Raw genomic sequence first — 24,212 nt, forward strand, 5'->3', positions numbered from 1 at the left:
GTTCACCGGGTGGCCGTGGCGACGGCCTTGTCCCACAGCCCGAGCGCCTCGCCGATCTGCGCGCCCGTGACGACCAGCGCCGGAAGCATCCGTACGACATTGCTGTGGACCCCGCAGGTGAGCAGCAGCAGTCCGAGATCGGCGGCGGCACGCTGGACGCGCTGGGCCGTCGCGGCGTCGGGGGAGCCGTCGGGCCGGCAGAACTCGTTGCCCAGCATCAGGCCCGCGCCCCGGACATCGGCGATGGCGGGGACATCGGCGGCGGTCCTGCGCAGGCCGTCCGCCAGCAGGCGTCCCTGTTCGGCGGCGTTCGCCACCAGGCCCTCGTCGCGGATGACATCGAGAGTGGCGAGCGCGGCGGCACAGGCCACGGCGTTTCCGCCGTAGGTACCGCCCTGCGATCCCGGCCAGGCCCGGCTCATCAGCTCGGTGGACGCGGCGATCGCGGACAACGGGAAGCCGCTGGCCAGGCCCTTGGCGGTGATCACCACATCCGGTACGAGACCGGGGGAGTGCTGGTGGGCCCAGAACGCTCCGGTCCGCCCGAAGCCGGACTGGATCTCGTCGGCCACCAGCAGGATCCCGTGCCGGTCCGCACGCTCCCGGAGCCCGGCCAGGAAGCTCGGTGGGGCAGGCACGAAACCGCCCTCGCCCAGGACCGGTTCGATGAACATCGCGGCGGTTTCGGCGGGTGCGCTGACCGTGGCCAGCACATGGTCGAGACCGCGCAGCGCGTGCTCGACGGCCTCCTCATCACTCATCGAGAGCCGGAAGGCGTACGGGAAGGGCGCCACCGCGACCCCCGGCATCAGCGGTCCGATTCCGGCGCGGAAGCGGGTGCCCGCGGTACTCATCGCCGCCGCGCCCATGGTGCGCCCGTGGAAGGACCCGTCGAACACGATCACGTTCTGCCTGCCGGTGGCCTGCCGGGCGAGCCGCAGTGCTGCCTCCACCGCCTCGCTGCCCGAGTTCAGATAGAACAGCGAGTCCAGGCCGGCGGGCAGCACCTCGCCCAGCCGCTCCGTCAGCGTGAGCAACTGGTCGTGCAGCACGGTCGTGTACTGCCCGTGGATCAGTTGGCCCGCCTGTCGTCGCACGGCTTCGACGACCCGGGGGTGGCAGTGCCCGGTGCTGGTCACGCCGACCCCGGCCGTGAAGTCGAGGTAGCGCCGGTCGTCGGCGTCGTAGAGGTACATCCCCTCCCCACGGGTGGCGATCACGGGGGTGGCCTGCTTCAGGACCGGGGAGAGCTGGGTCATGGCTTCACTTCCTGGGGTGGGTCGGTGGGCAGGGTGGTGGTGCGGGCCGGCGGTCAGGGCCGGCCGGGGGAGGAACAGGGTGCTCCGGCGAGCGGCCCGGTTCCGTCGGGGGAGGCGGCGGCCGCCGGGAGGAAGCCGACGCCGGCCGCCCAGGACAGTGCGGCCGACCACCAGCGGGCGGTCGGCTCGGCGAAGCGCACCCCGAGCCGGTCGAGCACCGCGTTGGTCCACGCGCTGTCGACGACGACGTTCCGGTCGGCGAGCTGTGACCAGGCCGAGGCGATACCGGCCATGTCCGCATGGTGCCGCTCGGCGCGGGCCAGCGCCGTGGCGAACGTGGCGTCGTCCGTCAGCCGGACGGGATAGCCGTGGCGGGTCATCCACGTCACCAGGTCGTCGTGCGTGACGGTGTGCGGCGACTCGACGTGGTAGACGCCCGGTGCCGCGTACGGGTAGGTCGCGATCGCCGCGATCCCCTCCGCCACGGTGTCCACGTGGGAGAACTCGAACGTCGTCGACGGCCGGCTCGGCGCCGCACCGGCCAGTACGTAGCCGCGGACGGTCTGATAGATCCGGTTGGCGGCGATGTTGTCCTGGAAGGCCCCGGTCCCGCTGTGCGCCGCGATGTGGCCGCTGCGGTGGATGTAGGCCTGGCGGCCGGACGCGGCCCAGGCACGCACGGTCTCCTCCGCCCCGAACTTCACCTTCTCGTACGGGGTCCGGAAGCTCTGGCCGATGTGGAGATCCGCCTCGCTGAACCGGCGTACGGGACCCTCCACGCTGCCCGCGACGGCCAGCGTGGAGATGTGGTGCAGCCGGGCCCCGGGAGCGTGGGCGTCGACCCAGTCGAGCAGCCGCCGCACCGCGCCGTTGTTGGTCCGCTCCAGTTCGGCGGGTGCCGCGACCAGCCGGACGTCCGCGGCGGCGTGCACGACGACACGGGCCGTACGGGCCTGTGCGAGACCGGCGGGAGAGAGGCCGAGGCCCTCCTGGGTGATGTCGCCGGCGACCACGTCGGCGCCGCCGAGCCGCCGGGCCGCATCGGCGTCGCTGCTCCCGCGCACCAGACAGGTCACCCGGGCGCCGCGCCCGGCCAGTTCGGTGAGCAGGTGCCGGCCCAGATAGCCGGTCGCCCCGGTCAGCAGCACGGGCGCCGGCTCGCGCACCACTCGCCAGCCGCCCCGGGACGGTTCGGCGCCCCGGTGCAGCAGTTGGCCGGAGGGGGACACCGTCGCTCTGACGTGAGGGGGAGCGCCGGTGCCCGCCGCACCGGCCACCGCGTGGGAGAAGGCGGTGAAGATCCGCTCCGCGCTGTCGTGGGCCAACTGCGGCCAGGCGTACACCAGATCGGTCACCAGCCTGCCGTCGGTGATCCGGGCGGTGAGGCGGAGCCGGTAGAGCGAGTCGCCGCTGGGACAGCGGGCCGCGCCGGCCTGCTCGTCCGCCACCGACCAGCCCAGGGACGGGTCTTCGGGCAGCCGGAACGTGCCCAGGAAGTTGAACCCGGCCTCGGGGCGTACCCCTTCGACGTCCATCGGCAGCTGGGGTGCCCGCCGGACGAGGTCCTCGACATCGGGCACCCGCCGTGCGCCGTGCGCCGCGTCGATGGCCAGCCACTTGACGGCCGTGAACCAGCCCACCGTCTCCAGGTACTGCCCGTCGTCACTGCCGGTCTCCCGGCCGTGGGTCTCCACCTCCACCCCGAGCCTCCGCTGACCGCTCCAGGCCAGCGTGGCGTCGGCGAACGCCGAGAGCAGCACCGCTTCGAGATGCTGGGCCCGCCCGTGGCGCTCGACGAGGCGTCCGGTCGCCCGCTCGTCGAGACACCAGGTGAGGGCTGCCGGTTCGGTACCACCGGTGGCCTCGTCCACGGGAAGCCGGGGCGCGACGGGCGGGTGCACGGCGGTGGTCGGGGGCGTGGCGGCGGCCCACGCGTAGAAGTCGGCGGTCGGCGGGAGGGCGGCCGGCCGGCCGGACAGCGCGGCCCGGTAGGCGGTGGCGAGGTCGTCGAGCAGGATGCGCCACGACAGCCCGTCGACGACGAGGTGGTGGGCGAGCAGCGCGAGCCGGTCGTCCATGCCGGGCCCGCCGGAGAACAGATGCACCCTCAGCAGCCGTCCGGCTTCGGGGTCGAGGCTGCGGTGCAGCTCGGTGCAGACCGCGCCGACCGTCTCGGGCACGGAGTCGGTGGCCCGCAGCCGGGAGTGGCTCACCGCGTCCACGTCGTCCCCGGGCCTGGTGCGCCCGGGACCGCCGGGGCCGAGCGTCCGGCGCAGCGCCGCATGGCGGTGCAGTACGGCCCGGACCGCCGCCGACAGGGCTCCGGCGTCCACACGTACCCGGCACCGCAGCAGCACGGACTGGTTCCAGTGCCGTGGTGCGTCGATGGGCTGTCGGAAGAACCAGTTCTGCGCGGGAGCGAGCCGGCCCCGCTCGGCGGTCGCGTCGGAACGCGGCCGCGGAAGACACCGTGCGGACCCGGCCGCCGCCGCTGCCAGCCGGGCGGGGGTCGGGTTCTCGTAGAAATCCTCGAAAGCGACGCGGTGGCCGCGGCGGCGCAGAGCCGCGATGGTGCGCATCGCGAGGATCGAGTCGCCGCCCAGGTCCAGTACGTCGGCGTGCTGGTCGACCAGGGGCAGGCCCAGCGCGTCCGCCCACAGCTTCGCGATGGTGTGCGCCAGCGACGCCGTGGCCCGGTCGGTGTCTCCTGCCGGGGTGGCCGGTCCGGGGTGTGCCGTGCGCGCCCGGGACTGGATGAGGCCGGACACGAGACTGCTCAGGCGGTCGCGGTCGAGCTTTCCGTTCGCCCCGAACGGAAGGTCAGGGACGGCGAGGATCGGCTGCGGGACGGAGTGGTCGGGCAACCGGTCGCACAGGTGCGAGCGGAGCGCGGCGAGCGCCTCGTCCTCGTCGCGATGGCCGGTCAGCCGTACGGCGGCCACCAGTTGGCTGCCCGCGGGGTTGGCGCGCACGATCACCGCGCACTGGCGGACACCGGGGAACTCCTCGATGGCGTGCTCGATCTCGGCGGGGTCGACACGGAAGCCCCGGACCTTGGTCTGACGGTCGGACCGGCCGACGAAGACGAGGTTCCCGTCCGGCCGGCGGCGGCACACATCGCCCGTCCGGTACTCCCGCAGCCCCCGGTACGTGACGAAGCTCTGCGCGGTCTCCGCCGGCCGCCCGAAGTACCCGGCACTCACACCCTTTCCGCCGATGTGGAGTTCGCCCTCGGCCGGGTCGGGCGCCAGCCGCAGTCCGACCTCGCCGATGGCGGTGCCGATGGGCACGGTGGCTTCGTCCGCGGGCAGTTCGGCCACGCTGGACGCGAGGAAGCAGGTGGCGCCGACGGTCGTCTCGGTCGGCCCGTAGTGGTTGGCGACCCGCGCGGTGACGCCGTCCTGGAGGAGACTCGCGGCGAGGGACCGGGGCAGTGCCTCGCCGCCGAGGACGAGGGTGTCCAGGGCGGGGCCGTGCGACGGCCGGCCGGCCAGCAGCGCTGTCAGGTGCGAGGGGGTGGTCTTGAGCACCGACACCCCGGCGTCCCGCAGCGAGCGCCAGAACGCCTCCGGGTCGCGTGTCCGGTCGTCGGGGACGACATGCACCGATCCGGCGGTCGCCAGCGCGAGCAGCCAGGAGGTGTGACCGAGGTCGGCGGCGAGAGTGGTGACGTGGGCGAAGCAGGGCGCGTCGGCAGCGGTGAGCCCCAGCCGGTCGCGCAGGGACCGCGCGTAGTGCACGGCGTTGGCGTGGGTGACCGCGACGGCCTTCGGCTCCCCGCTCGACCCCGAGGTGAAGGACAGGTAGGCGAGGTCGTCGGGTGTCAGAGGGAGGACGACGGGCGGGTCGGCGGGATCGGTCTTGGCGAGAGTGTCGACGTCGACGAACTCGGTGCGGTACGGCTCGGGGGCACGCAGCCGTGGGGTCGAGGTGAGGACCTGGCGCACCTCGACGGCGTCCAGCCTCCGGCGTACATCGTCCGGGCTCCACCCCGGATCGACCAGTACGGCGGCGGCTCCCGAGCGCAGGATGCCGTGCAACAGCGCACACACCCGGGTGTCCCGGGCACCCAGCAGCGCCACCCGGTCGCCGCGGCCGGTCCCCAGATCGGTGAGGCGGGCCGCGACATGTCCGGCCACGGTGTCGAGGCGGCGGTGGTCGAAGGTGCGCGTGCCGTCGCTGAGGGCGGGCCGGTCCGGATAGGTCAGGGCGTTGTGCATGAGCAGTTCGGGCAGGGAGCTCGGAGAACTCAGAGGATTCAGAGGACTCGGGGAACTCAGAGGGCCCGGGGAACTCGGGGAGCGCGTCGCGTCTGTCATGTTCGTCGACCTCCGGGTGTGGCGTTCGGTGTGCTGCCGCTCACGGAGTCCGGGGCGCCCGGGGCGGGATCACCGGCGATGTAGACGGTCAGCCCTTCCGTCAGTGACAGCCGCCCGGACAGTTCCCAGGCGAGCAGACGGTGCAGCCCGTCGAGGTGGACGAGGCCTCCGTCGGTGGGGAGGTCCGCGTAGTGGTCGTGCGTCACCGGGCTGGTGCTCAGGTAGACGGAGGTGAAGGGGGAGTCGCGGAACTGGGTGATCTTCGCCGTGCAGTCGGGGTTGGCGGCGGCCAGCTCCGCCGCACGCGAGCGCAGCAGGTCCGCGGCCCGGCCGACCGTCCGCCCGGTGCGGGGTACGAGTTCGAACCCACCGCCCTCACTCAGGTGCCAGGGCAGCATCACTTCGCGGAATTCGGCGCGGGACAGCCGTGCCTTCGACCAGGTGCTGAAGAGCTTGTCGGCCAGGAACAGGACATTTTCGGCGTCCTGATTGGTGTTGTTCCCGTGGTCGCGCGCCACGGGATGGTCCTGGCGGAAGGCGGTGAGTACCGCGTCGAAGGTGACCGGGCTCATGATCTCCATCAGTGCCACTCCTTCTCACGCGGACCGGGCGTATTCGGTGAAATGCCGTTCCGCGAACAGCTCGGGCCACCGCCCGCCGTCGAGGCCGAGGGCCCGGGCCGTGGCGAGCATGTGCCGCCAGTACGGCTTCACCGGCCGCCAGCGCGCCCCGGTCTGGCAGTAACACGCGTCGACGAAGTAGCGGGGCGCGGTGCCGGGCGGGCTGGGTGCGGGTCTGCGGGCATGTACCAGGGCGGAGTTGACCAGTACGGTCGAGCCGGGCGGCAAGGAGTCGATCACCACCTCGCCGGGCAGTTCGGCAGTGCCGAGGTGGGCGAGCGCGGACTTGCTCCAGGGCTCGCGATGGGAGCCGGGCATGATCGTGAGGCTGCCGATCGTGCCGTCGAGGCCCCCGAGGTAGTGCAGCGCGTGCACCATCAACAGCTTGGGGTCGTCCAGGTCGTTCGACTCGCAGTCGTGGTGCCACGGTTTGCCGGGGATACCGGGACCGTGCCGGTCGCTGTGCAGATGGTGAAAGGCGAACGGCGTGTCCATGAGTTCCGCGATCAACTGCAACAGCGGCTCGTGGGTGAGGAGTTCACCGTGTGCGGGCAGCTCCAGTTCCATCACGGGCGGCGGGAGGCCGGGGCCGGGGTCGCTACAGGCCGCTATGGAACGTGAACGCAGTCCGTCGTCCACCCAGCGGTCCACTTCGGGCGTGAGCCGGTCCTGTAACGATGGGGGTATGAGGCCGGGTAGGACGATGTACCCCGAGTCTGCAAATTGCTCGCGCTGTGCCGACAGCTTCCCGTTGCCTTCGAAAGAGAGCGGCATCTGGACTCTTATTCCTTTCATGACCCTTATTGACAACTCGAACGTAAATGCATTTACCGTCAAGTTGGTTCGAACGGACCGCAGTCGACTCCATGGCGGGGGAGTCGGTTCTGCGGGAATGCGGAATTCCCGGCTCCCTTCCATGGCGTAGCCCGACGAATGGGGACCTGTCGAGTGGTGAAGAAGGAGGGGCGAAGAAGCCGCGGCCGTGGTCTGCGCCGCAGGGCACCCTTGGCTTGAACGCTCAGCGCCGGGGGGCGGGATCAGCAGCACGGGCTGCGCAGGCGATGGGCGGCAGGGCTTGAACGAACCTCCGTGACCAGCACGTTCGCGGAGCGGTGCATGTGCCGTCGGCGGCCGTTGCGTGTCCGGGCTTCACTCCGCCGAGGACGTCACGGAGATTCCCCCGGCGTTCCTCAGCCGTCGTCGGCGGCGCAGGCACAGCGAACCACACCCTTCCCGGGCTCGTACGGTCGGAACAGCCCCACGAACGCAGCGTAATCAGGCCCATTCCTTGGGTAGTTGCGATCGCAAGAAACGGCCGAAATCCCTTGAGTGAGTCCGAAATCAGCCGGTTTAATGCAGGTGCAGGCGGGAGAGCCCGCACGGCTGCGGCATGAGTGACGCCTTATCCGGGCCCGCCGAATACGTGACCGCAGGCCCCGGGGCGGGAAGCGCGGGGCTGAGCCGGCCCGGCGCCCTGCCCGAACAGGAGTGGTGCGATCCGGTGCCGCACAGCGGTGCGGGACGTGCCGCACGCAAAACACCCCCCTGACTACGTTTCCGCAGATCAGGAGGGTGTGAGAGCGGTAGCGGAGGGATTTGAACCCTCGGTGAGTTTCCCCACACTCGCTTTCGAGGCGAGCTCCTTCGGCCGCTCGGACACGCTACCGAGAGAGAGCTTAGCCCAAGGTCGGCCGTGGTCAGAAATCGGCCTTCGGGAAGGGGGCCGGCGGGGCCGTCATCGGTCGCGGAAGAAGGACGTCAGCTGGTCCGCGCACTCCTCCGCGAGCACCCCGACGATCACTTCGGGGCGGTGGTTGAGCCTGCGGTCCCGTACGACGTCCCAGAGCGAGCCCGCCGCTCCCGCCTTCTCGTCGGGCGCGCCGAAGACGACCCGGTCCACCCGGGACTGGACGATCGCGCCCGCGCACATCGTGCAGGGCTCCAGTGTCACGACGAGCGTGCAGCCGGTCAGCCGCCACTCGCCGAGCGACGCTGCGGCCCGGCGGACCGCCAGGATCTCGGCGTGTGCCGTCGGGTCGCCCGTCGCCTCACGTTCGTTGTGGCCCGCCGCGAGCGGCGTGCCGTCCGGGGCCAGCACGACGGCGCCGACCGGCACATCGCCGGCCACCGCCGCCTGCGCGGCCTCGGCCAGGGCCAGCCGCATCGGCGCGGCCCAGGGATCACGTAGGGGATCGGTCATCTGCTCGTCTGTTCGGTGGTGTGCCCGATGCCGTGTACCGGCAGCGGTGTGTCCGGCCGTCGGGCACCTGGGGTAGGTCAGCGGACGGTTTCCAGGACCTCGGCGGCGCCCAGTGCGTCGGCGATGTCTGCCAGTGCGTCGGTGCCGAGTGTCAGGAGCTCCTTCTCCGTCACGCCGAGGTCGGCGAGGATCGTGATGTCCCCGAGCGGTCCCGGCGGTACGGCTTCGCTCTCGTCGGCCGGGTCGTCCCCGTCCTCCTCCAGCTCACCGTCCTCCGTACCGTCGAGATCGACAAGTTCTTCCAGGGCGTCCGGGTCCTGCGGGTCCCGGCCCATCAGCTCGTCGGTGAGCAGGATCTCTCCGTACGAGGAACGGCTTGCGGCTGCGGCGTCCGAGACGTAGATCCGTGGATCGTCCTCGCCGTCGACCCGGACGACGCCGAACCAGGCGCCCTCCTGTTCGATGAAGACGAGGACGGTGTCCTCGTCCCCGGAGGCTTCCCGGGCGAGATCGGTCAGATCACTGAGGGTTTCCACATCGTCGAGCTCCGTGTCGCTCGCTTCCCACCCGTCTTCGGTGCGCGCGAGCAGTGCGGCGAAGTACACCGTGACTCTCCCACTGGTCTTAGGGGTGCCTGTCGAAGGGGGCGCTGTGCGCCGCCCAGTGGGAATCGTGGCAGAAACATGGCGTTCGCGAGAGGTCTTCGGGCTCAGGTCTGCGTGTTGCTTCCCGCAGCCGGTAAAACCTTGGTAGCCCGCTACCAGCGGAACGTACGCATACGCATGGCCTGTCGCAGCCTGGCGACCTTGGCGCGCCTGGGCTGCACACGGTCGCGCAGTTCCTTGGCCTCGTTCAGCTCACGGAGAAACTGCGCCCGGCGCCTCCGCCGGTCGGCGGCACTCTCCTGGTCGTCGGTGTCGCCCGCGCCGCCGGGCCCGCTCGCGGCGCCCGGCTCGTACGCGGGCGCGTGCTCCGGCTCGTACGCGGGCGTGTACTCCGGCCGGTTCTCCGCCTCGTACGCGGACCGGCTCGCCGGCTCGTCGCCGGCCTTGCTGCGGGCCGCGTTCGCCGGCTCGGACTCCCGCTCGGACTCGGGCATCGGCCACACCACCTCCGTACCGGCCCACCTTCCCCCCGACCGGCGTGTTGATGCCAGCGCGGGCCGGTCCGGGGCCCGGTTACGGTTGTCGTATGCGTATCCACGTCGTCGACCACCCGCTGGTGGCGCACAAACTCACCACGCTGCGCGACAAGCGCACCGACTCCGCCACCTTCCGGCGCCTCGCCGACGAGCTGGTCACCCTGCTCGCGTACGAAGCCACGCGCGATGTGCGCACCGAGCAGGTCGGCATCGACACCCCGGTGACGGCGACCACCGGCGTGAAGCTGTCGTACCCGCGCCCCCTGGTCGTGCCGATCCTGCGGGCGGGGCTCGGCATGCTCGAAGGAATGGTGCGGCTGCTGCCGACCGCCGAAGTGGGCTTCCTGGGCATGGTCCGTGACGAGGAGACGCTGAAGGCGTCCACCTACGCGTCGCGGATGCCCGACGACCTCTCGGGGCGTCAGGTGTACGTCCTGGACCCGATGCTGGCCACCGGCGGCACGCTGGTCGCCGCGATCCGCGAGCTGATCGCGCGCGGCGCCGACGACGTCACGGCCGTCGTGCTCCTCGCCGCGCCCGAGGGCGTCGAGGTCATGGAGAGCGAGCTGGCGGGCACCCCGGTCACGGTGGTCACCGCCTCCGTCGACGAGCGGCTCAACGAGCAGGGCTACATCGTGCCGGGGCTCGGCGACGCGGGTGACCGGATGTACGGGTCGGCCGAGTAGCCGAGCGGGGAGGACGCCGGGGCTCCGGCCCCGGCCCCGGCTTCGGCTCCGTCCCCGGCTCGGGGGCGGGCCGGCGGTGCTGCTCCGCGAACGTCAGCACTTCCCGGTGGGTGCCGGCTGGGGATGGGCCAGTACGGTCAGCGCCTTGGCGGCGTCCTGCTTCGTGTCCAGGGCCTTGAAGCCGGTGCCGATGATCAGGTCGACGTCGTTGGTCTTCCGGGTGTCGGTCTTCTGCGTGGCGCCCTTGACCTGCGTACCGAGTACGGAGAACGACGCGTCCGGGGTCTTGGCCGAGCCCAGCAGCAGCGCGGTGCCGGGGATCTTCTTGTCGAAGGCCGCCGGGGCGTTGCCCACCTTGCCGATGGTGAAGCCGCGCTTCTTGAGCTCGTCGGCTGTGGACTTGGCGAGTCCGCCGCGCGGGGTCGCGTTGTAGACGTTGACCTTGATCTTCGCGGGCTTCGGCAGTGCCTTCGGCGCGGTGGCGGCGGGCGAGGAACCGGCTTTGCAATCGTGCTGCTGGCCCGCGGCCGACACCTTGTGGGAGCCGCCGGTGAAGAGGTGGATGAGCTGCAGGGATCCCCAGCCGACCAGGCCGAGGGCGACGACTGCGGCCACGATCCCGAAGACGAGTCGGCCACGCCGTCGGGGGCGGTGCATCCTCGGGTACTTGTCGCCCGTGATGCGGTACTTTCCGCCCATGCCGGGGGGTGTGAGCATGCTCATGAGCGCAGCGTAGTGCGGTGGGGCAGCGATGCGAACTGAACGATCATCTGATGACCGCCGGATGGGCGAAAATGGCCCCAAAAGGACCAGTAAACGGCTCTGGCCAGGGTGGATTCCCTACCCCCGCGCGAGCTGTGAGCCGGTGAGTCGTCAGCCTGCGTTGAGTCGTCAGCCCATGTCGAGGCGTCAGTCCGCGTCGATGCGTCAGCCCATGTCGAGGACGCGGGCGTGCAGGACCTGCCGCTGCTGAAGTGCGGCTCGCACGGCCCGGTGCAGCCCGTCCTCCAGATAGAGGTCGCCCTGCCACTTCACGACGTGCGCGAAGAGATCCCCGTAGAACGTGGAGTCCTCCGCGAGCAGCGTTTCGAGGTCCAGCTGGCCCTTGGTGGTCACGAGCTGGTCCAGCCGGACCGGGCGCGGCGCTACATCCGCCCACTGGCGGGTGGATTCCCTGCCGTGGTCGGGGTACGGGCGTCCGCTTCCGATGCGCTTGAAGATCACACGGAAAGCCTACCGGGGAAGCGCCTCCGGGCGCAGCCACGGTGTGGCGGTGGCACCGCGGCCCAAAGCCCTTATCTGGTGACATATCGGGAGTGAATCGGGAGTGAACCAGGATCGGAACCACCCCCTCCGGTGACCCTGTGGCCAAGATTGCGGATGGGCACCCGGCCTTCACTGTTCCTGCACGCGATGTACTCGTTCCTGACGGGGCCGGTCGGACGTTCGGTAACGGCTCTCAGGAGCGCGGTGCCCGGTGCCGATCCCCGACGCCCGGTGCCTGGTGCTCGACGCCCGGTGCCGGTGTCCGGTGCTCGGTGTCAGTGAGCGCACGTCGGATGCGTACGTCCCCACGGCGTCGGCCATGACGGCGATGTTGATGCCGAACGCCTTCATGTTGATGTTCTTCAGGGTGTCGCACGCCAGGTGATAGCAGGCATCGAGCGCGACCCCCGCCTTCCCGCCGAACTTCTTGGCCTGTGCGGCGGTCTTGATCTCCTCCGCGCCGGTGAAGGTGCCGCCCGACGGGATGCCCGCGGCGATGAACGGGCCGTAGTCGGAGCGGCCGTCGAAGTCCGTGCCCTCGTGCGGCACATGTCTGCGGTCCAGGAAGGCGGTGATCCCCTTCTCCAGCCGGCCGGACCCCGCCGGGCCCGCGCCGGCGCCCTTGGCGTCCGAGTTGTCGCCGTCGTAGACGAGCTGGGCGTAGTTCGGGGAGGCGATCATGTCGAAGTTCAGATAGAGCGCGAGCTGTTTCCGCTGCGGGGCGGTGAGGTTCCTGACGTACGCCTCGGAGCCGCGCAGCCCCAGCTCCTCCGCCGACCACCAGGCGAACCGGACCTTGTTGGCGGGCTGTTGGCGGGCTCGGGCGAGCTGCTGGGCGACCTCGATGAGGCCGGCCGAGCCCGAGCCGTCGTCGTTGATGCCGGGTCCCGCCGTGACCGAGTCCAGATGGGCGCCGAGCATCACGGTGTGGGCCGGGTCGCCGCCCCTGGTCTCGGCGATGACGTTGCGTGTGGTGCGCCGCTCCTGGAGCTGGCGGATCTCCAGCCTGACGGTCACGGCGGGGGTGTGGGGGGTGCGGGCCGGGGCGGGGCCGGGACCGGCCTTGGTGCGTGGGTTGGTCTGCGGGCGTGCGGTGGCCCGTTGGGCTCGGGCGGCCAGTGCTGCGCCGTCGGCCTGCGAGATGCCGCCGGTGGGGATCTTCACGCCCTTGGGGGATTCGAGGGTGCCCGACAGCGTGCCGGGCGTGTTGTTGGCGATGAGCGCGGCCACCGCACCCGCACCGGCCGCCGTCTTCTGTTTCTGGGCGAACGTGCAGCCGCCGCGGCGGATCAGCGCGATCCTGCCGGTGAACGCCCCCGCTGCGTAGTCGGCCGGCTCGCACCCCGTGGTGGCGTCCACCGGTACGGCGGCGAGTGCGGCCGTGATCCCGCCCACCGGGGTGGACCTGGTGTACGTGAGCGCCGAGACCGCCAGTTCGCGCGGGGCGGGCGCGACGACGGCCAGCTTCTCGGCCCGGGTCTCGGTGTAGGTGATGGGGAAGGGCTGGTACGAGACCCGGAAGCCGGCCTTCCGCAGGGTGTCGTGGACGTACTCGGCCGACGCCTCGTGGCCGGGCGTCCCGGCGGCGCGCGTGGAGTGGTGTGCGTCGGCGAGCGACTGGAACTTTTGCAGTTGCCGGTAGGCGCCCCGCGCGGACGAGGCCCGTACCAGCTCCCGGGACAACTGCGCGGCCTGCGCGGCCGGATCGGGGCGTACGGGGTACGGCGCCGCGGTGGCGGGTGCGGCTGCCGGGACCAGGGCCAGGGAGACCACGGCCGCCAGGGCCGCCAGAGAACCGCGGGCCGCCCGAGAGACGGCGGTGGCGGTGGCGCCGGCGGTGCGGGGTGTCGTGCTGCTGCGTGTCGTGCTGCTGCGTGTCGGGGTCATCCGGGATCTTTCCCGCGTGACCACGCGCAACGAACGCCGGTGTGGCGTTCGGGTGCAGGCGGCGGCTGTCAGCGCACGGCGGGCAGTCCGGCGGCCAGTGCGGACAGGGTGCGCCGCAGCGTCGGGAGCAGTGCGGGCCGGACGGCCGCGAGTTGTGGGTCCTGGGCGTACAGCTCGGCCAGTACGGGCGGCGGGGTGGCCATCGGGTAGAGCGTGCCGGCGAGGGCCCCGGCGGTCGACACCAGATCGGTGCACTCGCGTGCGGTCAGCCCGGGGCGGGCCCGCGCCACGTGGGCGCTCAGCGAGGAGATGGCGGCGAGCACGGTGTGCTTGTAGATGCGGGCCGCTTCCAGCGAGATGTTGTGTTCCAGGATCGTCGCGGTCTGGCTGAGCAGATCGCAGAAGAGCGGCCGTTCGGCGAGGGTCTCGGCGAGCGCGCCGACGGCTTCCTCGCCCGCGTCCAGCCGCGCGGCCACCTCACTCCGCCACTCCTGCCAGTCCTCTGCCGCGAGCACCAGGAAGATCTCTTCGCGGGTGCCGAAATACCGGATGACATTGGACTTGGCGAGCCCCACGGCATCGGCGACGCTGCCGAGCGTTACGCGCCGTACTCCGTGTTCCAGTGCAAGACGGCGGGCGGCCGCGAGAATGGTCTCGCGCCGCTGCTGCTTCTGCTCCGGTCTGCGCGCCCGGAGGAAACTCTCTGGTGACATGACTCGGTCAGCATACGAGAGCGGGAAAGCGGTCGCCTTCCCGCTCATAGTGAAACGGCGGTCTGTTAGTGCTGCCACTTCTGTTAGCGTCGCGACCGTGAAGGTAATTCTCTTCGGTGCATCCGGAATGGTCGGTCAGGGCGTTTTGCGTGAGTGTCTGCTCGACGCGCGGGTGGAGAGCGTTCTCGCGGTCGTACGTAACCCACTCGGGGTGCAGCATCCGAAACTCCGGGAGGTCGTCCACCAGGACTTCGCGGATTTCTCGTCGCTCGCCGCGGATTTCGAGGATGCCGATGCCTGCTTCTTCTGTCTGGGTATTTCCTCGCTCGGCAGGCGCGAGGAGGAGTACCGGCGCGTCACCTACGACTACACGCTCGCTGCGGCGCGGGCGCTGCCCGACAACCCAGGGCTGACCTTCGTCTATGTCTCGGGCGCTGGCACCGACAGCACGGAACGCGGCCGCTCGATGTGGGCTCGGGTGAAGGGGCGTACGGAGAACGAACTCCGGGCGATGCCCTTTCACGCATATATGTTCCGGCCCGGGTATATCCAGTCATCGCGCGGCGGGGTATCGAAAACGCCGGCCTATCGATGGATGTATGCGGCTATTTCCTGGCTCTATCCGCTGCTGCGGCGGGTGATCCCCCATCACGTGACCACGACCGAGAGCGTGGCGCGCGCGATGATTGCGGTCGCCGGGCAACAGGGAGCGGGCGAACCTGTCCTGGACAGCGCGGAGATCAATCGCGTTGCGCGGAACGGTCACTGATCCTCCTGCCTGACGCGCGTTACGTTGAGTGGAATTTGGGTGGAATGGGGGTGCGCTCCGGGCGGGACGGAGTTCATGAGATGCAGTTCATGGGGCAGTTCAGGAGGCGAGCCATGAGGGTGAGCCATGAGAGGGAGTTTCCATGCGGGTGACCGGCTTCGACCACCTTGTCCTCAACGTCGCCGATATCGAGCGCTCTCTTGAGTTCTACTCCGGCCTGCTCGGTCTCGAACCGGTCCGGGTGAAGGAGTGGCGTGCGGGTGAAGCGCCCTTTCCGTCCGTGCGGGTCAGTCCTGTGACGATCATCGATATCGTCCGTGCGCCGGAGAGCCCTGGGGCCGGGCAGGCAGCCCAGGGCGGGCAGGGTCCGGCGGCCGGTGGTGCCAATGTCGACCACATCTGTCTGGTGGTCGAGCCGCTCGACTGGCAACAGGCGATCGACGCGGGTGAGTTGGCCGAATTCACCGTGGTGGACGGTCCTGGTGCGCGGTTCGGCGCCCGGGGGCGCGCCCAGTCGGTGTACGTGCGGGACCCGGACGGGAACACCGTCGAACTGCGCTGGTACCCACAGGACGCGTGACAGCTGTGAGGGAACAGGGGTGTTGGTAGGGCCACTTGGCGAGGAGCATCACATGCCGAGGCGTGTCACTTGCTGAGCAGCGTTACCTGCCGAGGCGCGTTACTTGCCGAGCAGGCCACGGACTGCCGCGCGGTCGACGTTCGTCAGGGCGCGTACGAGCTGCGGGGTGAGGAAGACGATCACCAGGCCCAGCAGGGAGGACGCGCCGATCTGGAGCGGTGACGTGAGGTAGTAGTGGTGGTGCACACCGTTGGACGTGTAGTCGTACAACGGATAGCCGGGCCAGCCCACGTAGCGCGGAAAGACCCACCGGTAGGCCGGATAGAGCGCGACTGCCCAGCCGGTGACCAGGAAGGTCAGCGAGAGGACGAAGCTCGCCACCCGCCACGGGAACATGAGGATCTGGAACAGCAGCGCCTTCCATCCCGCGGCGTCCGTCAGGCGGGCCGTCAGCGCGGACCACCGGCCGGAGTGCGGCGAGCGCCGGACAGGGGCGGGAGCAGCGACATCGAGGCCGAGTTGTCTACGGGCCCGGCCCCGCTCGGCGGTTCCGAGCCCCCGTGCCCCGGCCAGCATGGCGGCGGCCACCGGCAGCCCGATCACCGTCACCGCCAGTCCCGCGCTCAGCGAGAACATCGCCACCGCGAAAGTGAATCCGACGATGGCGACCAGCAGCGAGGTGAAGGTGTACCCGACCTCCCGGAACGTCCTGGAGGAGAAGGGCGCCCGCCAGAATCCGGTGCTGGCTGTGCCCGGAGTGACGGCTGGGGTCTGCGCCGTGTGCGGAAGGGTGCTGGTGCTCATCATGGGCCTCGGATCATCGCGGTGGGACGTGCCGTCCTGATGACCTCGACGATCCCGGATTCGCGTGCCGGGCGGGATGGTGTGGCCCGGCCTCTTCGAGGTGGGGCCAGCCCCCCATCCGGTTGCGGTTGTTCGCCTCAGGTGCAGGTGCCGCCGAATCGCTCCGAGAGGGCCTGCGCCGCAGCGTACGAAGGGATGCCGGACGTCCCGGCGGGGAGCGCCGTGCTGTCGGCAACGGCCCTGGCCGTGCTGACCGCTGCGTGCAGGGCCGCCCGGAACAGCAGGGAACCACAGCTGATCCGGCGTACCCCCAGCGCGGCGAGCCCTTCGGCGGAGGGCCCGCCGGGCGACACCAGGATGTTGAGCGGTACGGCGAGGTCCCGGATCAGTGCGCTGATGGCATGTCCGTCCTGGAGGCCCGGGACGAACAGGCCGTCGGCGCCCGCGCGTTGGTAGGCATCCGCCCGGCGCGCGGTCTCTTCCGTGTGCCCGGGGAGCCAGTAGGTGTCCGTACGGGCGTTCACGAAGAGCTCGGGTGCCGCGTCCTTCACAGCCCGGATGATCTCGCACTGCCGGTCCTGATCGGCGAGGGTGCCGTCGGTCCGTCCGTCCTCGATGTTGACTCCGGCGACGCCCGCGTCCGCCAATTCGGCGGCGAGCTGCCCGACTTCGTCCGGGTCGGTGCTGAAGCCGCCTTCGATGTCCACGCTGATCAGGGCGTCCATCCGGACGAGCCCCAGTGCGAGCTGCACGGTCTCCGCGCGGGCGTCACCGGTCGCGTCCGGCTTTCCCGCCGCTGCCGCGACCCCGAGACTGGTCGTCCCGATGGCGCGGAACCCGGCCTCGGCGAGTGCGGCAGCCGAGGCGTGGTCCCAGGCGTTGGGCAGGACGAGCGGCCCCTCGGCGGTGGGCAGGTGCAGGGCGCGGAACTCTTCGAAGGGGCTCAAGGGGTTCATCGGACGCTTCCTTACGCCGGGTGCGGGTGCGGGTGCGGGTGCGGGTGAGGCGCGGTACGGGTTGTTTCCACCGTAGGCCCCTGGCTGTTCAGCGCCCGTCGAACCGTCGAACCGGTGGGTCAGGGCCTGATCGCCTCGTCGTAGGCGCCGACGATCCGTTGCAGGAAGGCCGCCACGACGGCCTGCTCCTCGGGTGCCAGTGCTTCGGCGGCGGCGGTGACGCCCTGCACGAGCGGCGCGACGTGCTCGTAGGCCGTCGCCTCCCAGTGGTCGGCGGGCGTGATGATCACCTTGCGGCGGTCGGTGGGGTGGGGCTGCCGGGTGACATGCCCACCGGCCGCGAGCCGGTCGATCACGAGCGTCGTCGCGGCGGTCGAGGCGTCCAGGCGGCGGGCGAGGTCGGTGGGGGTGGTCGGACCGGTATGGACGAGATGGTCCATCACCGCGAGTCCGGCCGGGTCCACCTGGAGCCGACGGCTCAGGTACCGCTCGAATCGCTGCTGGGTCAGCGTCAGGAGCCGCAGCTGATCACGGATGGCACCGCTGCGTTCCGCGCCGGCTGTTGAGCCGGCTGCGGGACCGGCTGCGGGACTGGTCAAGGGTCCGGCTTCCGGGGTGGCGGGGCCCGGCGATGTGACATCCATGGAGGACAGGATACTCTCGATATTGCTAATAAAATTGGTAATCAAGAGTCTGAGGCATAATGAGCGCTTCCCCGGCCCCGGCCGACCGCCCGCTGTCACCGACACCGACACCGACACCGACACCGACACCGACATCCACACCGCTCCCGACGACACGGGCAGAGCCCCCGCCCCCACCGGCTCCCTACCGTTGGCGGTGGCTGATCCTGGTGGTGATGCTCGTCGCGGAGATCATGGATCTGCTGGACGCGTCGATCGTCAATGTGGCCGGGCCGGACCTGGAGAGGTCGCTCGGTGCGACATCCGTGGGCCTCCAGTGGGTGATCGGCGGCTACGCGCTCACGCTGGGTGCAGGGCTGGTGCTGGGCGGCCGGCTGGGTGACCGGTACGGGCGGCGCAGGATGTTCCTGATCGGCCTGGGATCGTTCACCGCGTCCTCACTGCTCTGCGCGACCGCGCCGAACATCGGGACCCTGATCGCGTTCCGGCTCGTCCAGGGGGCGGCCGGGGCGATGCTGCTGCCCCAGGGGCTCGGCCTGCTGCGTGAGAACTTCACCGGGGCAGAACTGACCAAGGTGTTCGGGGTCTTCGGCCCGGTGCTCGGACTCGGCGGCATCGTCGGCCCGGTGCTGGGCGGTGGCCTCATCCAGGGAGACTTCTTCGGTCTCGGCTGGCGGCTGGTGTTCCTGGTGAACGTGCCGATCGGCCTCGTGGCCCTGGTCGTTGCCGCGAAGTTCGTTCCCAGGAAACCGGGCGACCGCGCCGTGCTCGTCGACAGTACGGGCGCGGCTCTGGTGGCCCTCGCCTGCGCCCTGCTCGTCCTGCCCCTGAACCAGGGCCAGGACGCGGGCTGGCCCCTGTGGACATGGCTCTGCATGGCCGCTTCGGTGGCAGGGTTCGCGCTCTTCGCCGTACAGCAGCGACGCACGGCGGCGCAGGGACGCGAGCCGCTCGTCGCCTTTGCCCTGCTGCGCAAGCCGGCCTTCACGGTCGGGCTGGGCGGGATCGCGCTGTTCCTCGGCGGGTTGATCGGAGTGCAGCTGGTCCTGACCCTCTTCCTCCAGATCGGCCACCGCTTCACGGCCGGAGAGGCAGGTCTGGGCAACCTGCCGCTGGCGCTGGGTACGGCGATCGGCGGCGCGGTCAGCGGAGCCGTACTCGCCGACCGGATCGGCCGGGCGGTCCTACAGATCGGCCCGCTGGTGCAGCTGGGCGGCGCGGCGCTGCTCTGGTACGAACTCGGGCACATCGGCGGCACGTTCTCCATCTGGGACATCGCGCCGGGCGTGGTCGTCTGCGGCATCGGTGCCGGTCTGGTCATTGCCGCACTGTTCAGCTTCATTCTTGCCGCGGTCGACGACGACGAGATCGGTTCGGCGTCCGGGGTGCTGTCGGCGGTGCAGTCGATCGGTGGCTCGATCGGTGTGGCCGTGTTCGGCTCGGTGTTCTTCGCCCGCGCCACATCGGGCGACTTCACCACCGGCTTTCACCACGCCCTCCTGGTCCAGGGGTGCCTGCTGGTCGCGTTTCTGGCGATCACGCTCCTGCTGCCGAAGAAGGGCAGGCCCGAGGAGTTCGCGGCGCCGGCGGGGGAGGCGGAGGGGAGCACGGGGGCGTGAGGGATACGGGAGATCTGGGGGCGCGGAGGTCCTCCACTTCACGGCAGAGGCGGCGGCCCGGGGGTGATGGCGTACGGACGGCTAACCCGCACGCAGCCACTCATCGAGAGCGGCGAAGTCCGCATCGGTGAGACCGTGACGGTGGTCGACGCGGTGGAGGAGGGCGCGGGCGGGGTGGTGTTCCGCCACCCAGGCCCGGTCGGTGTCGGTGATCTCGTCGTCGAGCCAGGCGAAGGGGCGGCCTTCGGACCAGTCGAGAAGGGTGCGGGTCTTCCAGTGGAGGCCGCGGCGCACGTCCTCGTAGGACGCCTCCCGCCAGGCGACTACGGGGAGTTGCTCCAGGCCGAGCAGCGGCGCAAGGCACTCGTTGGCCTCGGCCTCCCAGGTGGTGGCCCACACCAGCTCGCACGGCAGCCCCATCAGCCGGGGCCCGAGCGCGGGATCGACCCTGGCCAGCAGGGGATGCGCGCCGACTTCACGCTGCTTGTACGGGTACGTCGGGTAGCCGTCCGGGTACTGCTCCGGCGTCGCGCCGAAGGGGATGAGCGTCCCGTCGATGTCCAGGAAGAGAAGGGGGCGCAGCGGGGAACGGGTCACAGCTGCACCGTAACGGTCGTACAGGACAATTCGAAAAACCCGGACCAGAACCAGAACCGGGTCGTTCCGCCCGCCCGGCTTCTGGCCCGGCTTCAGGTGAAGTCGGTGGCCGGCCTGGTGGCGTAGCGGCTCATCATGGCGATGCCGGCCTGTGGCGTCAGCGGCCGGCCGGCGGCGAGTACGCCCTGCAGGTCCCGGAAGTACTGCACGTACAGGTCCGGGGTGAACATGCTGAGCATGACTGCGGGTTGGTCGCCCGGGTTGGCGAAGGTGTGCGGGGCGCCGGGCGGAACCATCACGAATGTGCCCGCGGTGGCGTCGTGGGTCTCGTCCCCGACGGTGAACTGCACGGTGCCGGAAAGGACGTAGAAGCCCTCGTCGTGTCGGGCGTGGCGGTGCTGCGGCGGCCCCTGGGTGTGCGGGGCGAGGACGGACTCGGCGATCGCGAGGCGGTGTTCGGTGCGGCTGCCGTCCTCAAGGACGCGCATGCGCGTGGTGCCCAGGACGATCGTCTCGCCGTCGCCGGGGCTCACCACTGATACGGAAGGGCCGTCCTGCGGCTCGCTGGTCTTCGCTGCTTCGGTCATGTCCGCAAGTGCACCTCCGGGGCTCCCAGCTGTCCAAGACCCATCCCCCAACGCCCATACCTCGTGGGTATCGTTGCAGCGTGGAGCTACGGACCCTGCGCTACTTCGTGGCCGTCGCCGAGGAACTCCACTTCGGCCGGGCCGCCACCCGACTGCATATGAGTCAGCCGCCGCTGAGCAGAGCGATCAAGCAGTTGGAGGCCGAAGTCGGAGCCCTGCTGTTCGCCCGCTCGCCCGCCGGCGTCGATCTCACCCCGGTCGGCACGGTGCTGCTCGACGAGGCGCGGGCCCTGCTCGGCCATGCCGACCGCGTACGCGTACGCGTCAGTGCGGCAGCCGGCGTCGCGGCCATCACCGTCGGCATCCTGGGGGACGGCACCGACCCGGGAGTGACGGCGCTGGCGGCCGCCTACCGCCGGCGCCACCCCGGCATCGACATCCGCATCCGCGACACCGACCTGACCGACCCGACCTGCGGGCTGCGGGCCGGGCTGGTCGATGTCGCCCTGACCAGGGCGCCGTTCGACGAGACTGCCCTGACGGTGGGTGCGCTGCGGACCGATCCGGTCGGCGCGGTCCTGCGCGCCGACGATCCGCTGGCCCACCGCGACCGGCTACGGCTGGCCGACCTGAACGACCGCCGCTGGTTCCAGTTCCCGCAGGGGACCGACGCCGTCTGGCAGTCCTACTGGAACGGCGGCACGGTGCGCGAGGGCCCGGTGGTGCGCACCGTCCAGGAATGCGTGCAGGCCGTGCTGTGGAACGGCACGGTCGGCCTGGCCCCGCTCGGCCACGACCTGTCCGCGGAGCTGGCGGTGGTGCCGCTGATCGACATGACGCCGAGCCGAGTGGTGGTGGCGTGGAACAAAGGTGACGCCAACCCGTTGATCCGGTCCTTCACCGAGACGGCGACAGCCGCGTACCGCCGCTGAGCCTCAGTGCACCGGGAAGCCGAAGGAGTAGCCCTGCTCCTTGAGGTGGGGGAGGAGGCGGCGCAGGGCCTCGACGGTCTGGGAACGGTCACCGCCCGCGTCGTGGAAGAGGAGCGTCGGTCCGTTGGGCAGTTCCTGCTCGACCGTGGCGACGATGGCGTCCGTACCCGGACGCTCGAAGTCCTTGCTGTCCACGTTCCAGCCCAGCGGGCGCATGCCCCGGGAAGCGGCGAGCTTGCGGCTGTAAGGGGTGAAGGCCCCGCCGGGCGCCCGGTAGTACATCGGCCGTACGCCCCCGGAGGCCTTGGTGATCATGCGCTCGGCGTCGAGTATCTGCTGGGACTGGTAGGCCTCGGACTTCTTGTCCATGGTGGTGTCGTGCGACACCGTGTGGTCGCACAGCCGGTGCCCGGCCGCGACCACCTTCTTCACGAGGTCCGGGTGGGCCTGCGCCTCCGGCCCGATCATGCAGAACGTGGCTTTCACCCCGTACTCCCGCAGAAGGTCCAGCACTTGAGGGGTCCACGTGGGGTCGGGGCCGTCGTCGATGGTGATGTTGACGCCGTGCGTTCCCGCGTCCGAGGAGTGCGCGATGGACGTTTCGACCTGCTTGACATCACTGCCCGGCATGGCCGGAGCGGTCGCCTTCGGTGACGAGATGCCCGCGGAACCGGCCTGCGCGGTCCACACCGAGGCACCGGCGGCGAGCATCGTCACCCCGAGAGCCGCCCCGAACACCTTGCCGTACCAGCCCCGCCCGCCGCCGTGCAGTGCCATGTCCGCCCCTTAATCCCAGTCCCTCGCCGATCCCGGCCACCTTGCGACCACTTGGAGGGACGAGGAGCGGGGGCCGACGGATGCGTCCGTTACCGATCACGGACAATTCCGGGGGAGTTCGCGGACAACTGTTCGCGGACAACTCCCCGCGAACAGCGTCCGGAACCGCTCGGGGTGGCCTGAACTCGCCCCGGGTGCCGACTGCCGACTGCCGCCCGCCGGCTGCCTCTGCCGCACTGGGGGGTGTCGCCCTGCGGTCAGCTGTCATCGACACCGGTCTCATCGACACCGGTCTCATCGGCACCCGTGCCCGCCGTGGAGTCCGTGCCGTCCGCTGCCGTGTCTCCGGTGCGCTCCGGCGTGGCCAGGTCGCCGCCCGGCCGCAAGGTGAGCAGCGTGATCTCGCTCGGTGCGAAGACCCGGAAGGGCGGCCCCCAGAAGCCGGCGCCCCGGCTGGTGTAGAGCTGCGTGCGCTCGCCGTGCCGGCTCAGACCCTGCACCACCGGCTGATCGATCCGGACGAGGAAGTTGAACGGCCAGATCTGGCCGCCGTGCGTGTGCCCGGAGACCTGGAGGTCGACACCGGCCGCAGCGGCCTGGCCGACGTACTTGGGCTGGTGGGCGACGAGCAGGACCGGCCGTTCCGGGTCTGCCCCGGCCAGCGCACCGAGCAGGTTCGCACGGTGTCCGGCCAGCCCGGAGGACTCCGCGGTCACGTCGTCCACACCGGCCAGGACGAGGAGGTCACCGCCGCGCTCCACCACGACATGGCGGTTGTGCAGCGGTTCCCAGCCCAGTTCCGCCATGCGGTCCAGCCAGCCTTGAGCTTCCCCGAAGTACTCGTGGTTCCCCGTCACGTAGACCTTCGCCAGCCGTGACCGGATCATCCCGAGCGGCGCTGACTGCTCCCGGCGCTTGGCGGGGGTGCCGTCGGCGATGTCACCGGCGTGGACCACGATGTCCGCGTCGAGCGCGTTGACAGCCTCGGCGACCCGCGCCGACCAGCGGGCCCGGTCGATCGGCCCGAAGTGGGTGTCGGCCAGCACCACGACACGTGTTCCGTCCAGACCGCCGCCGAGCCGGGGGACGTGGACGTCCAGCCGCTTCACCCGGGGCACGCGCATGGCTTCGTGGTGTCCCCACGCCAGCAGTCCGGCGGAGACCACGGCGACGGCCACGGCAATGCTCCTGGCCCGCTCGGCGCCGCCGACGCCCAGCCCCATCAGCACGAGGTGCACCAGACCGCCCAGCGCCGACCAGGTGAACAGCACCCAGATCACCCCGAGGGTGCTGTCCGCGATGCGGGCCGCCCGGTCGGAGCCTCGCCGCCCGTGGCCCGCGGCCATGAGGAAGGGGAAGGAGACCAGCCAGGCGGCGAAGACGACCGTGCCGACGAGGAAGACCGGGAACGGCCAGTCGACACCGGACGCGAACAGCGTCCACCAGGGCAGGAAGAACAGCATCACGAGGACGAGGAGAACCACGGCCCCGCCCAGCCGCCGACGCAGGGACCGCGGAGGACGCGGGCTGCCGTCCCCGGACGCGGGCTCCGCCCCGTCCCCGGGCCGCGTCGCGCCTGCCGCGCCGCTCTCCGGCCCTCCACCGGACGACCGGAGGTCCGATTCCGCCGGGATGGATTCGCTGTCTGTCACTGCGCCGCTCCTCATGTCCGCCCCCACCGTCAGTACCCATCGTCCGTCACACGGCGCCCCACGGAACCGCCCGGACCCTGTTGGGACGTCATCCGGCAGGGCTGCCGTGACGTCAGCGATCAACGAAACGCAGCAGAAATGATCACCGCTGAGATGGTCACACCCAACTCCCTTTGCTCACCGCGTACTTGTGGCACCTGCTGA

The 24,212-nt window shown here is 70.7% G+C and carries 23 protein-coding genes and 1 tRNA gene; 5 read left to right on the forward strand and 19 right to left on the reverse strand.

The genetic code is table 11. The features are described from left to right. Nucleotides 1-2: 2 nt before the first annotated feature. The 8 genes from OG385_RS16050 to OG385_RS16085 form a co-directional block, all read right to left on the reverse strand. Nucleotides 3-1,259 (reverse strand): aspartate aminotransferase family protein, encoded by a 1,257-nt coding sequence (locus OG385_RS16050; protein WP_266855342.1) that lies wholly within the window; start codon nt 1,257-1,259, stop codon nt 3-5. Between the two features lie 53 nt (nt 1,260-1,312). Beyond that, nucleotides 1,313-5,479 (reverse strand): AMP-binding protein, encoded by a 4,167-nt coding sequence (locus OG385_RS16055; protein ID WP_266855343.1) that lies wholly within the window; start codon nt 5,477-5,479, stop codon nt 1,313-1,315. A gap of 95 nt (nt 5,480-5,574) precedes the next feature. After that, nucleotides 5,575-6,159, reverse strand: coding sequence for a DUF6309 family protein (locus OG385_RS16060; RefSeq protein ID WP_266855344.1), 585 nt, complete (start codon nt 6,157-6,159; stop codon nt 5,575-5,577). Nucleotides 6,160-6,174: 15 nt separating this feature from the next. Continuing rightward, nucleotides 6,175-6,837 carry a hypothetical protein gene (locus OG385_RS16065; RefSeq protein WP_266855345.1) on the reverse strand — a complete coding sequence of 221 codons (663 nt, stop codon included), beginning with the start codon at nt 6,835-6,837 and terminating at the stop codon, nt 6,175-6,177. 942 nt (nt 6,838-7,779) lie between these two features. After that, a tRNA-Ser gene (locus tag OG385_RS16070) sits at nt 7,780-7,864 on the reverse strand. A 69-nt stretch (nt 7,865-7,933) separates the two neighbouring features. Then, nucleotides 7,934-8,398, reverse strand: a complete 465-nt coding sequence (gene tadA / locus OG385_RS16075; protein WP_266855346.1) for a tRNA adenosine(34) deaminase TadA — start codon at nt 8,396-8,398, stop codon at nt 7,934-7,936. Nucleotides 8,399-8,475: 77 nt separating this feature from the next. Next, nucleotides 8,476-9,003, reverse strand: coding sequence for a hypothetical protein (locus tag OG385_RS16080; protein ID WP_266855347.1), 528 nt, complete (start codon nt 9,001-9,003; stop codon nt 8,476-8,478). Nucleotides 9,004-9,155: 152 nt separating this feature from the next. Continuing rightward, entirely contained in the window at nt 9,156-9,497 is a 342-nt protein-coding gene (locus tag OG385_RS16085) for a hypothetical protein (RefSeq protein WP_266861328.1), read from the reverse strand. 92 nt (nt 9,498-9,589) lie between these two features. On the opposite strand from OG385_RS16085, the gene upp reads away from it, so the two are divergent. Next, the gene (gene upp, locus OG385_RS16090; RefSeq protein WP_266855348.1) at nt 9,590-10,225 is read left to right on the forward strand and encodes a uracil phosphoribosyltransferase; all 636 of its coding nucleotides are present in this window, start codon (nt 9,590-9,592) and stop codon (nt 10,223-10,225) included. A gap of 93 nt (nt 10,226-10,318) precedes the next feature. Here the strand turns inward: upp and OG385_RS16095 are convergent, their stop codons facing one another. From OG385_RS16095 to OG385_RS16110, 4 genes are all read right to left on the reverse strand, one after another. Further along, a complete protein-coding gene (locus tag OG385_RS16095; RefSeq protein ID WP_266855349.1) occupies nt 10,319-10,948 on the reverse strand; it encodes a LytR C-terminal domain-containing protein in 630 nt (209 codons plus the stop codon). A gap of 204 nt (nt 10,949-11,152) precedes the next feature. Then, nucleotides 11,153-11,449 (reverse strand): type II toxin-antitoxin system VapB family antitoxin, encoded by a 297-nt coding sequence (locus OG385_RS16100; RefSeq protein WP_164262735.1) that lies wholly within the window; start codon nt 11,447-11,449, stop codon nt 11,153-11,155. 171 nt (nt 11,450-11,620) lie between these two features. Then, nucleotides 11,621-13,378, reverse strand: a complete 1,758-nt coding sequence (locus tag OG385_RS16105) for a M28 family metallopeptidase (RefSeq protein ID WP_266855350.1) — start codon at nt 13,376-13,378, stop codon at nt 11,621-11,623. A 68-nt stretch (nt 13,379-13,446) separates the two neighbouring features. After that, nucleotides 13,447-14,091, reverse strand: coding sequence for a TetR/AcrR family transcriptional regulator (locus OG385_RS16110; protein WP_266855351.1), 645 nt, complete (start codon nt 14,089-14,091; stop codon nt 13,447-13,449). 97 nt (nt 14,092-14,188) lie between these two features. On the opposite strand from OG385_RS16110, the gene OG385_RS16115 reads away from it, so the two are divergent. Next, nucleotides 14,189-14,860 carry an NAD(P)H-binding protein gene (locus OG385_RS16115; RefSeq protein WP_266855352.1) on the forward strand — a complete coding sequence of 224 codons (672 nt, stop codon included), beginning with the start codon at nt 14,189-14,191 and terminating at the stop codon, nt 14,858-14,860. Between the two features lie 142 nt (nt 14,861-15,002). Beyond that, on the forward strand, nt 15,003-15,440 hold the full coding sequence (locus OG385_RS16120; RefSeq protein ID WP_266855353.1) for a VOC family protein: 438 nt from the start codon (nt 15,003-15,005) through the stop codon (nt 15,438-15,440). A 99-nt stretch (nt 15,441-15,539) separates the two neighbouring features. On the opposite strand, the gene OG385_RS16125 is transcribed toward OG385_RS16120, so the two are convergent. From OG385_RS16125 to OG385_RS16135, 3 genes are all read right to left on the reverse strand, one after another. After that, nucleotides 15,540-16,247: a sensor domain-containing protein gene (locus OG385_RS16125; protein WP_266855354.1), complete on the reverse strand. Its 708-nt coding sequence runs from the start codon at nt 16,245-16,247 to the stop codon at nt 15,540-15,542. 134 nt (nt 16,248-16,381) lie between these two features. Next, a complete protein-coding gene (locus OG385_RS16130) occupies nt 16,382-17,200 on the reverse strand; it encodes an isocitrate lyase/phosphoenolpyruvate mutase family protein (RefSeq protein WP_266855355.1) in 819 nt (272 codons plus the stop codon). Between the two features lie 119 nt (nt 17,201-17,319). Further along, nucleotides 17,320-17,844 (reverse strand): MarR family winged helix-turn-helix transcriptional regulator, encoded by a 525-nt coding sequence (locus tag OG385_RS16135; protein ID WP_266855356.1) that lies wholly within the window; start codon nt 17,842-17,844, stop codon nt 17,320-17,322. A 215-nt stretch (nt 17,845-18,059) separates the two neighbouring features. On the opposite strand from OG385_RS16135, the gene OG385_RS16140 reads away from it, so the two are divergent. Then, complete coding sequence (locus tag OG385_RS16140; RefSeq protein ID WP_266855357.1) at nt 18,060-19,463, forward strand: MFS transporter; 1,404 nt, start codon at nt 18,060-18,062, stop codon at nt 19,461-19,463. 81 nt (nt 19,464-19,544) lie between these two features. Here OG385_RS16140 and OG385_RS16145 read toward each other — a convergent pair whose 3' ends face one another. Next, complete coding sequence (locus OG385_RS16145; protein WP_266855358.1) at nt 19,545-20,060, reverse strand: HAD domain-containing protein; 516 nt, start codon at nt 20,058-20,060, stop codon at nt 19,545-19,547. Between the two features lie 92 nt (nt 20,061-20,152). Then, the gene (locus tag OG385_RS16150) at nt 20,153-20,647 is read right to left on the reverse strand and encodes a cupin domain-containing protein (RefSeq protein ID WP_266855359.1); all 495 of its coding nucleotides are present in this window, start codon (nt 20,645-20,647) and stop codon (nt 20,153-20,155) included. A gap of 80 nt (nt 20,648-20,727) precedes the next feature. Between OG385_RS16150 and OG385_RS16155 the strand changes: the two genes are divergently transcribed. After that, complete coding sequence (locus OG385_RS16155) at nt 20,728-21,579, forward strand: LysR family transcriptional regulator (protein WP_266855360.1); 852 nt, start codon at nt 20,728-20,730, stop codon at nt 21,577-21,579. A 3-nt stretch (nt 21,580-21,582) separates the two neighbouring features. On the opposite strand, the gene OG385_RS16160 is transcribed toward OG385_RS16155, so the two are convergent. Both OG385_RS16160 and OG385_RS16165 read right to left on the reverse strand, forming a co-directional pair. Next, the gene (locus OG385_RS16160) at nt 21,583-22,356 is read right to left on the reverse strand and encodes a polysaccharide deacetylase family protein (RefSeq protein ID WP_266855361.1); all 774 of its coding nucleotides are present in this window, start codon (nt 22,354-22,356) and stop codon (nt 21,583-21,585) included. A 257-nt stretch (nt 22,357-22,613) separates the two neighbouring features. Further along, nucleotides 22,614-23,864: a metallophosphoesterase gene (locus OG385_RS16165; protein WP_266860914.1), complete on the reverse strand. Its 1,251-nt coding sequence runs from the start codon at nt 23,862-23,864 to the stop codon at nt 22,614-22,616. Between the last annotated feature and the right edge of the window lie 348 nt (nt 23,865-24,212).

This window comes from Streptomyces sp. NBC_01306 (assembly GCF_026340465.1).
Lineage (GTDB): Bacteria > Actinomycetota > Actinomycetes > Streptomycetales > Streptomycetaceae > Streptomyces.

What these genes read in the sequence shown, in the direction of transcription:
- tadA (WP_266855346.1), bottom strand. Translation starts at nt 8,398, where the DNA reads ATGACCGATCCCCTACGTGATCCCTGGGCCGCGCCGATGCGGCTGGCC.
- OG385_RS16055 (WP_266855343.1), bottom strand. Translation starts at nt 5,479, where the DNA reads ATGCACAACGCCCTGACCTATCCGGACCGGCCCGCCCTCAGCGACGGC.
- OG385_RS16130 (WP_266855355.1), bottom strand. Translation starts at nt 17,200, where the DNA reads ATGAACCCCTTGAGCCCCTTCGAAGAGTTCCGCGCCCTGCACCTGCCC.
- OG385_RS16150 (WP_266855359.1), bottom strand. Translation starts at nt 20,647, where the DNA reads ATGACCGAAGCAGCGAAGACCAGCGAGCCGCAGGACGGCCCTTCCGTA.
- OG385_RS16125 (WP_266855354.1), bottom strand. Translation starts at nt 16,247, where the DNA reads ATGATGAGCACCAGCACCCTTCCGCACACGGCGCAGACCCCAGCCGTC.
- OG385_RS16105 (WP_266855350.1), bottom strand. Translation starts at nt 13,378, where the DNA reads ATGACCCCGACACGCAGCAGCACGACACGCAGCAGCACGACACCCCGC.
- OG385_RS16095 (WP_266855349.1), bottom strand. Translation starts at nt 10,948, where the DNA reads ATGAGCATGCTCACACCCCCCGGCATGGGCGGAAAGTACCGCATCACG.
- OG385_RS16120 (WP_266855353.1), top strand. Translation starts at nt 15,003, where the DNA reads ATGCGGGTGACCGGCTTCGACCACCTTGTCCTCAACGTCGCCGATATC.
- OG385_RS16160 (WP_266855361.1), bottom strand. Translation starts at nt 22,356, where the DNA reads ATGGCACTGCACGGCGGCGGGCGGGGCTGGTACGGCAAGGTGTTCGGG.
- OG385_RS16110 (WP_266855351.1), bottom strand. Translation starts at nt 14,091, where the DNA reads ATGTCACCAGAGAGTTTCCTCCGGGCGCGCAGACCGGAGCAGAAGCAG.
- OG385_RS16085 (WP_266861328.1), bottom strand. Translation starts at nt 9,497, where the DNA reads ATGCCCGAGTCCGAGCGGGAGTCCGAGCCGGCGAACGCGGCCCGCAGC.
- OG385_RS16050 (WP_266855342.1), bottom strand. Translation starts at nt 1,259, where the DNA reads ATGACCCAGCTCTCCCCGGTCCTGAAGCAGGCCACCCCCGTGATCGCC.
- OG385_RS16060 (WP_266855344.1), bottom strand. Translation starts at nt 6,159, where the DNA reads ATGGAGATCATGAGCCCGGTCACCTTCGACGCGGTACTCACCGCCTTC.
- OG385_RS16135 (WP_266855356.1), bottom strand. Translation starts at nt 17,844, where the DNA reads ATGGATGTCACATCGCCGGGCCCCGCCACCCCGGAAGCCGGACCCTTG.
- OG385_RS16140 (WP_266855357.1), top strand. Translation starts at nt 18,060, where the DNA reads ATGCTCGTCGCGGAGATCATGGATCTGCTGGACGCGTCGATCGTCAAT.
- upp (WP_266855348.1), top strand. Translation starts at nt 9,590, where the DNA reads ATGCGTATCCACGTCGTCGACCACCCGCTGGTGGCGCACAAACTCACC.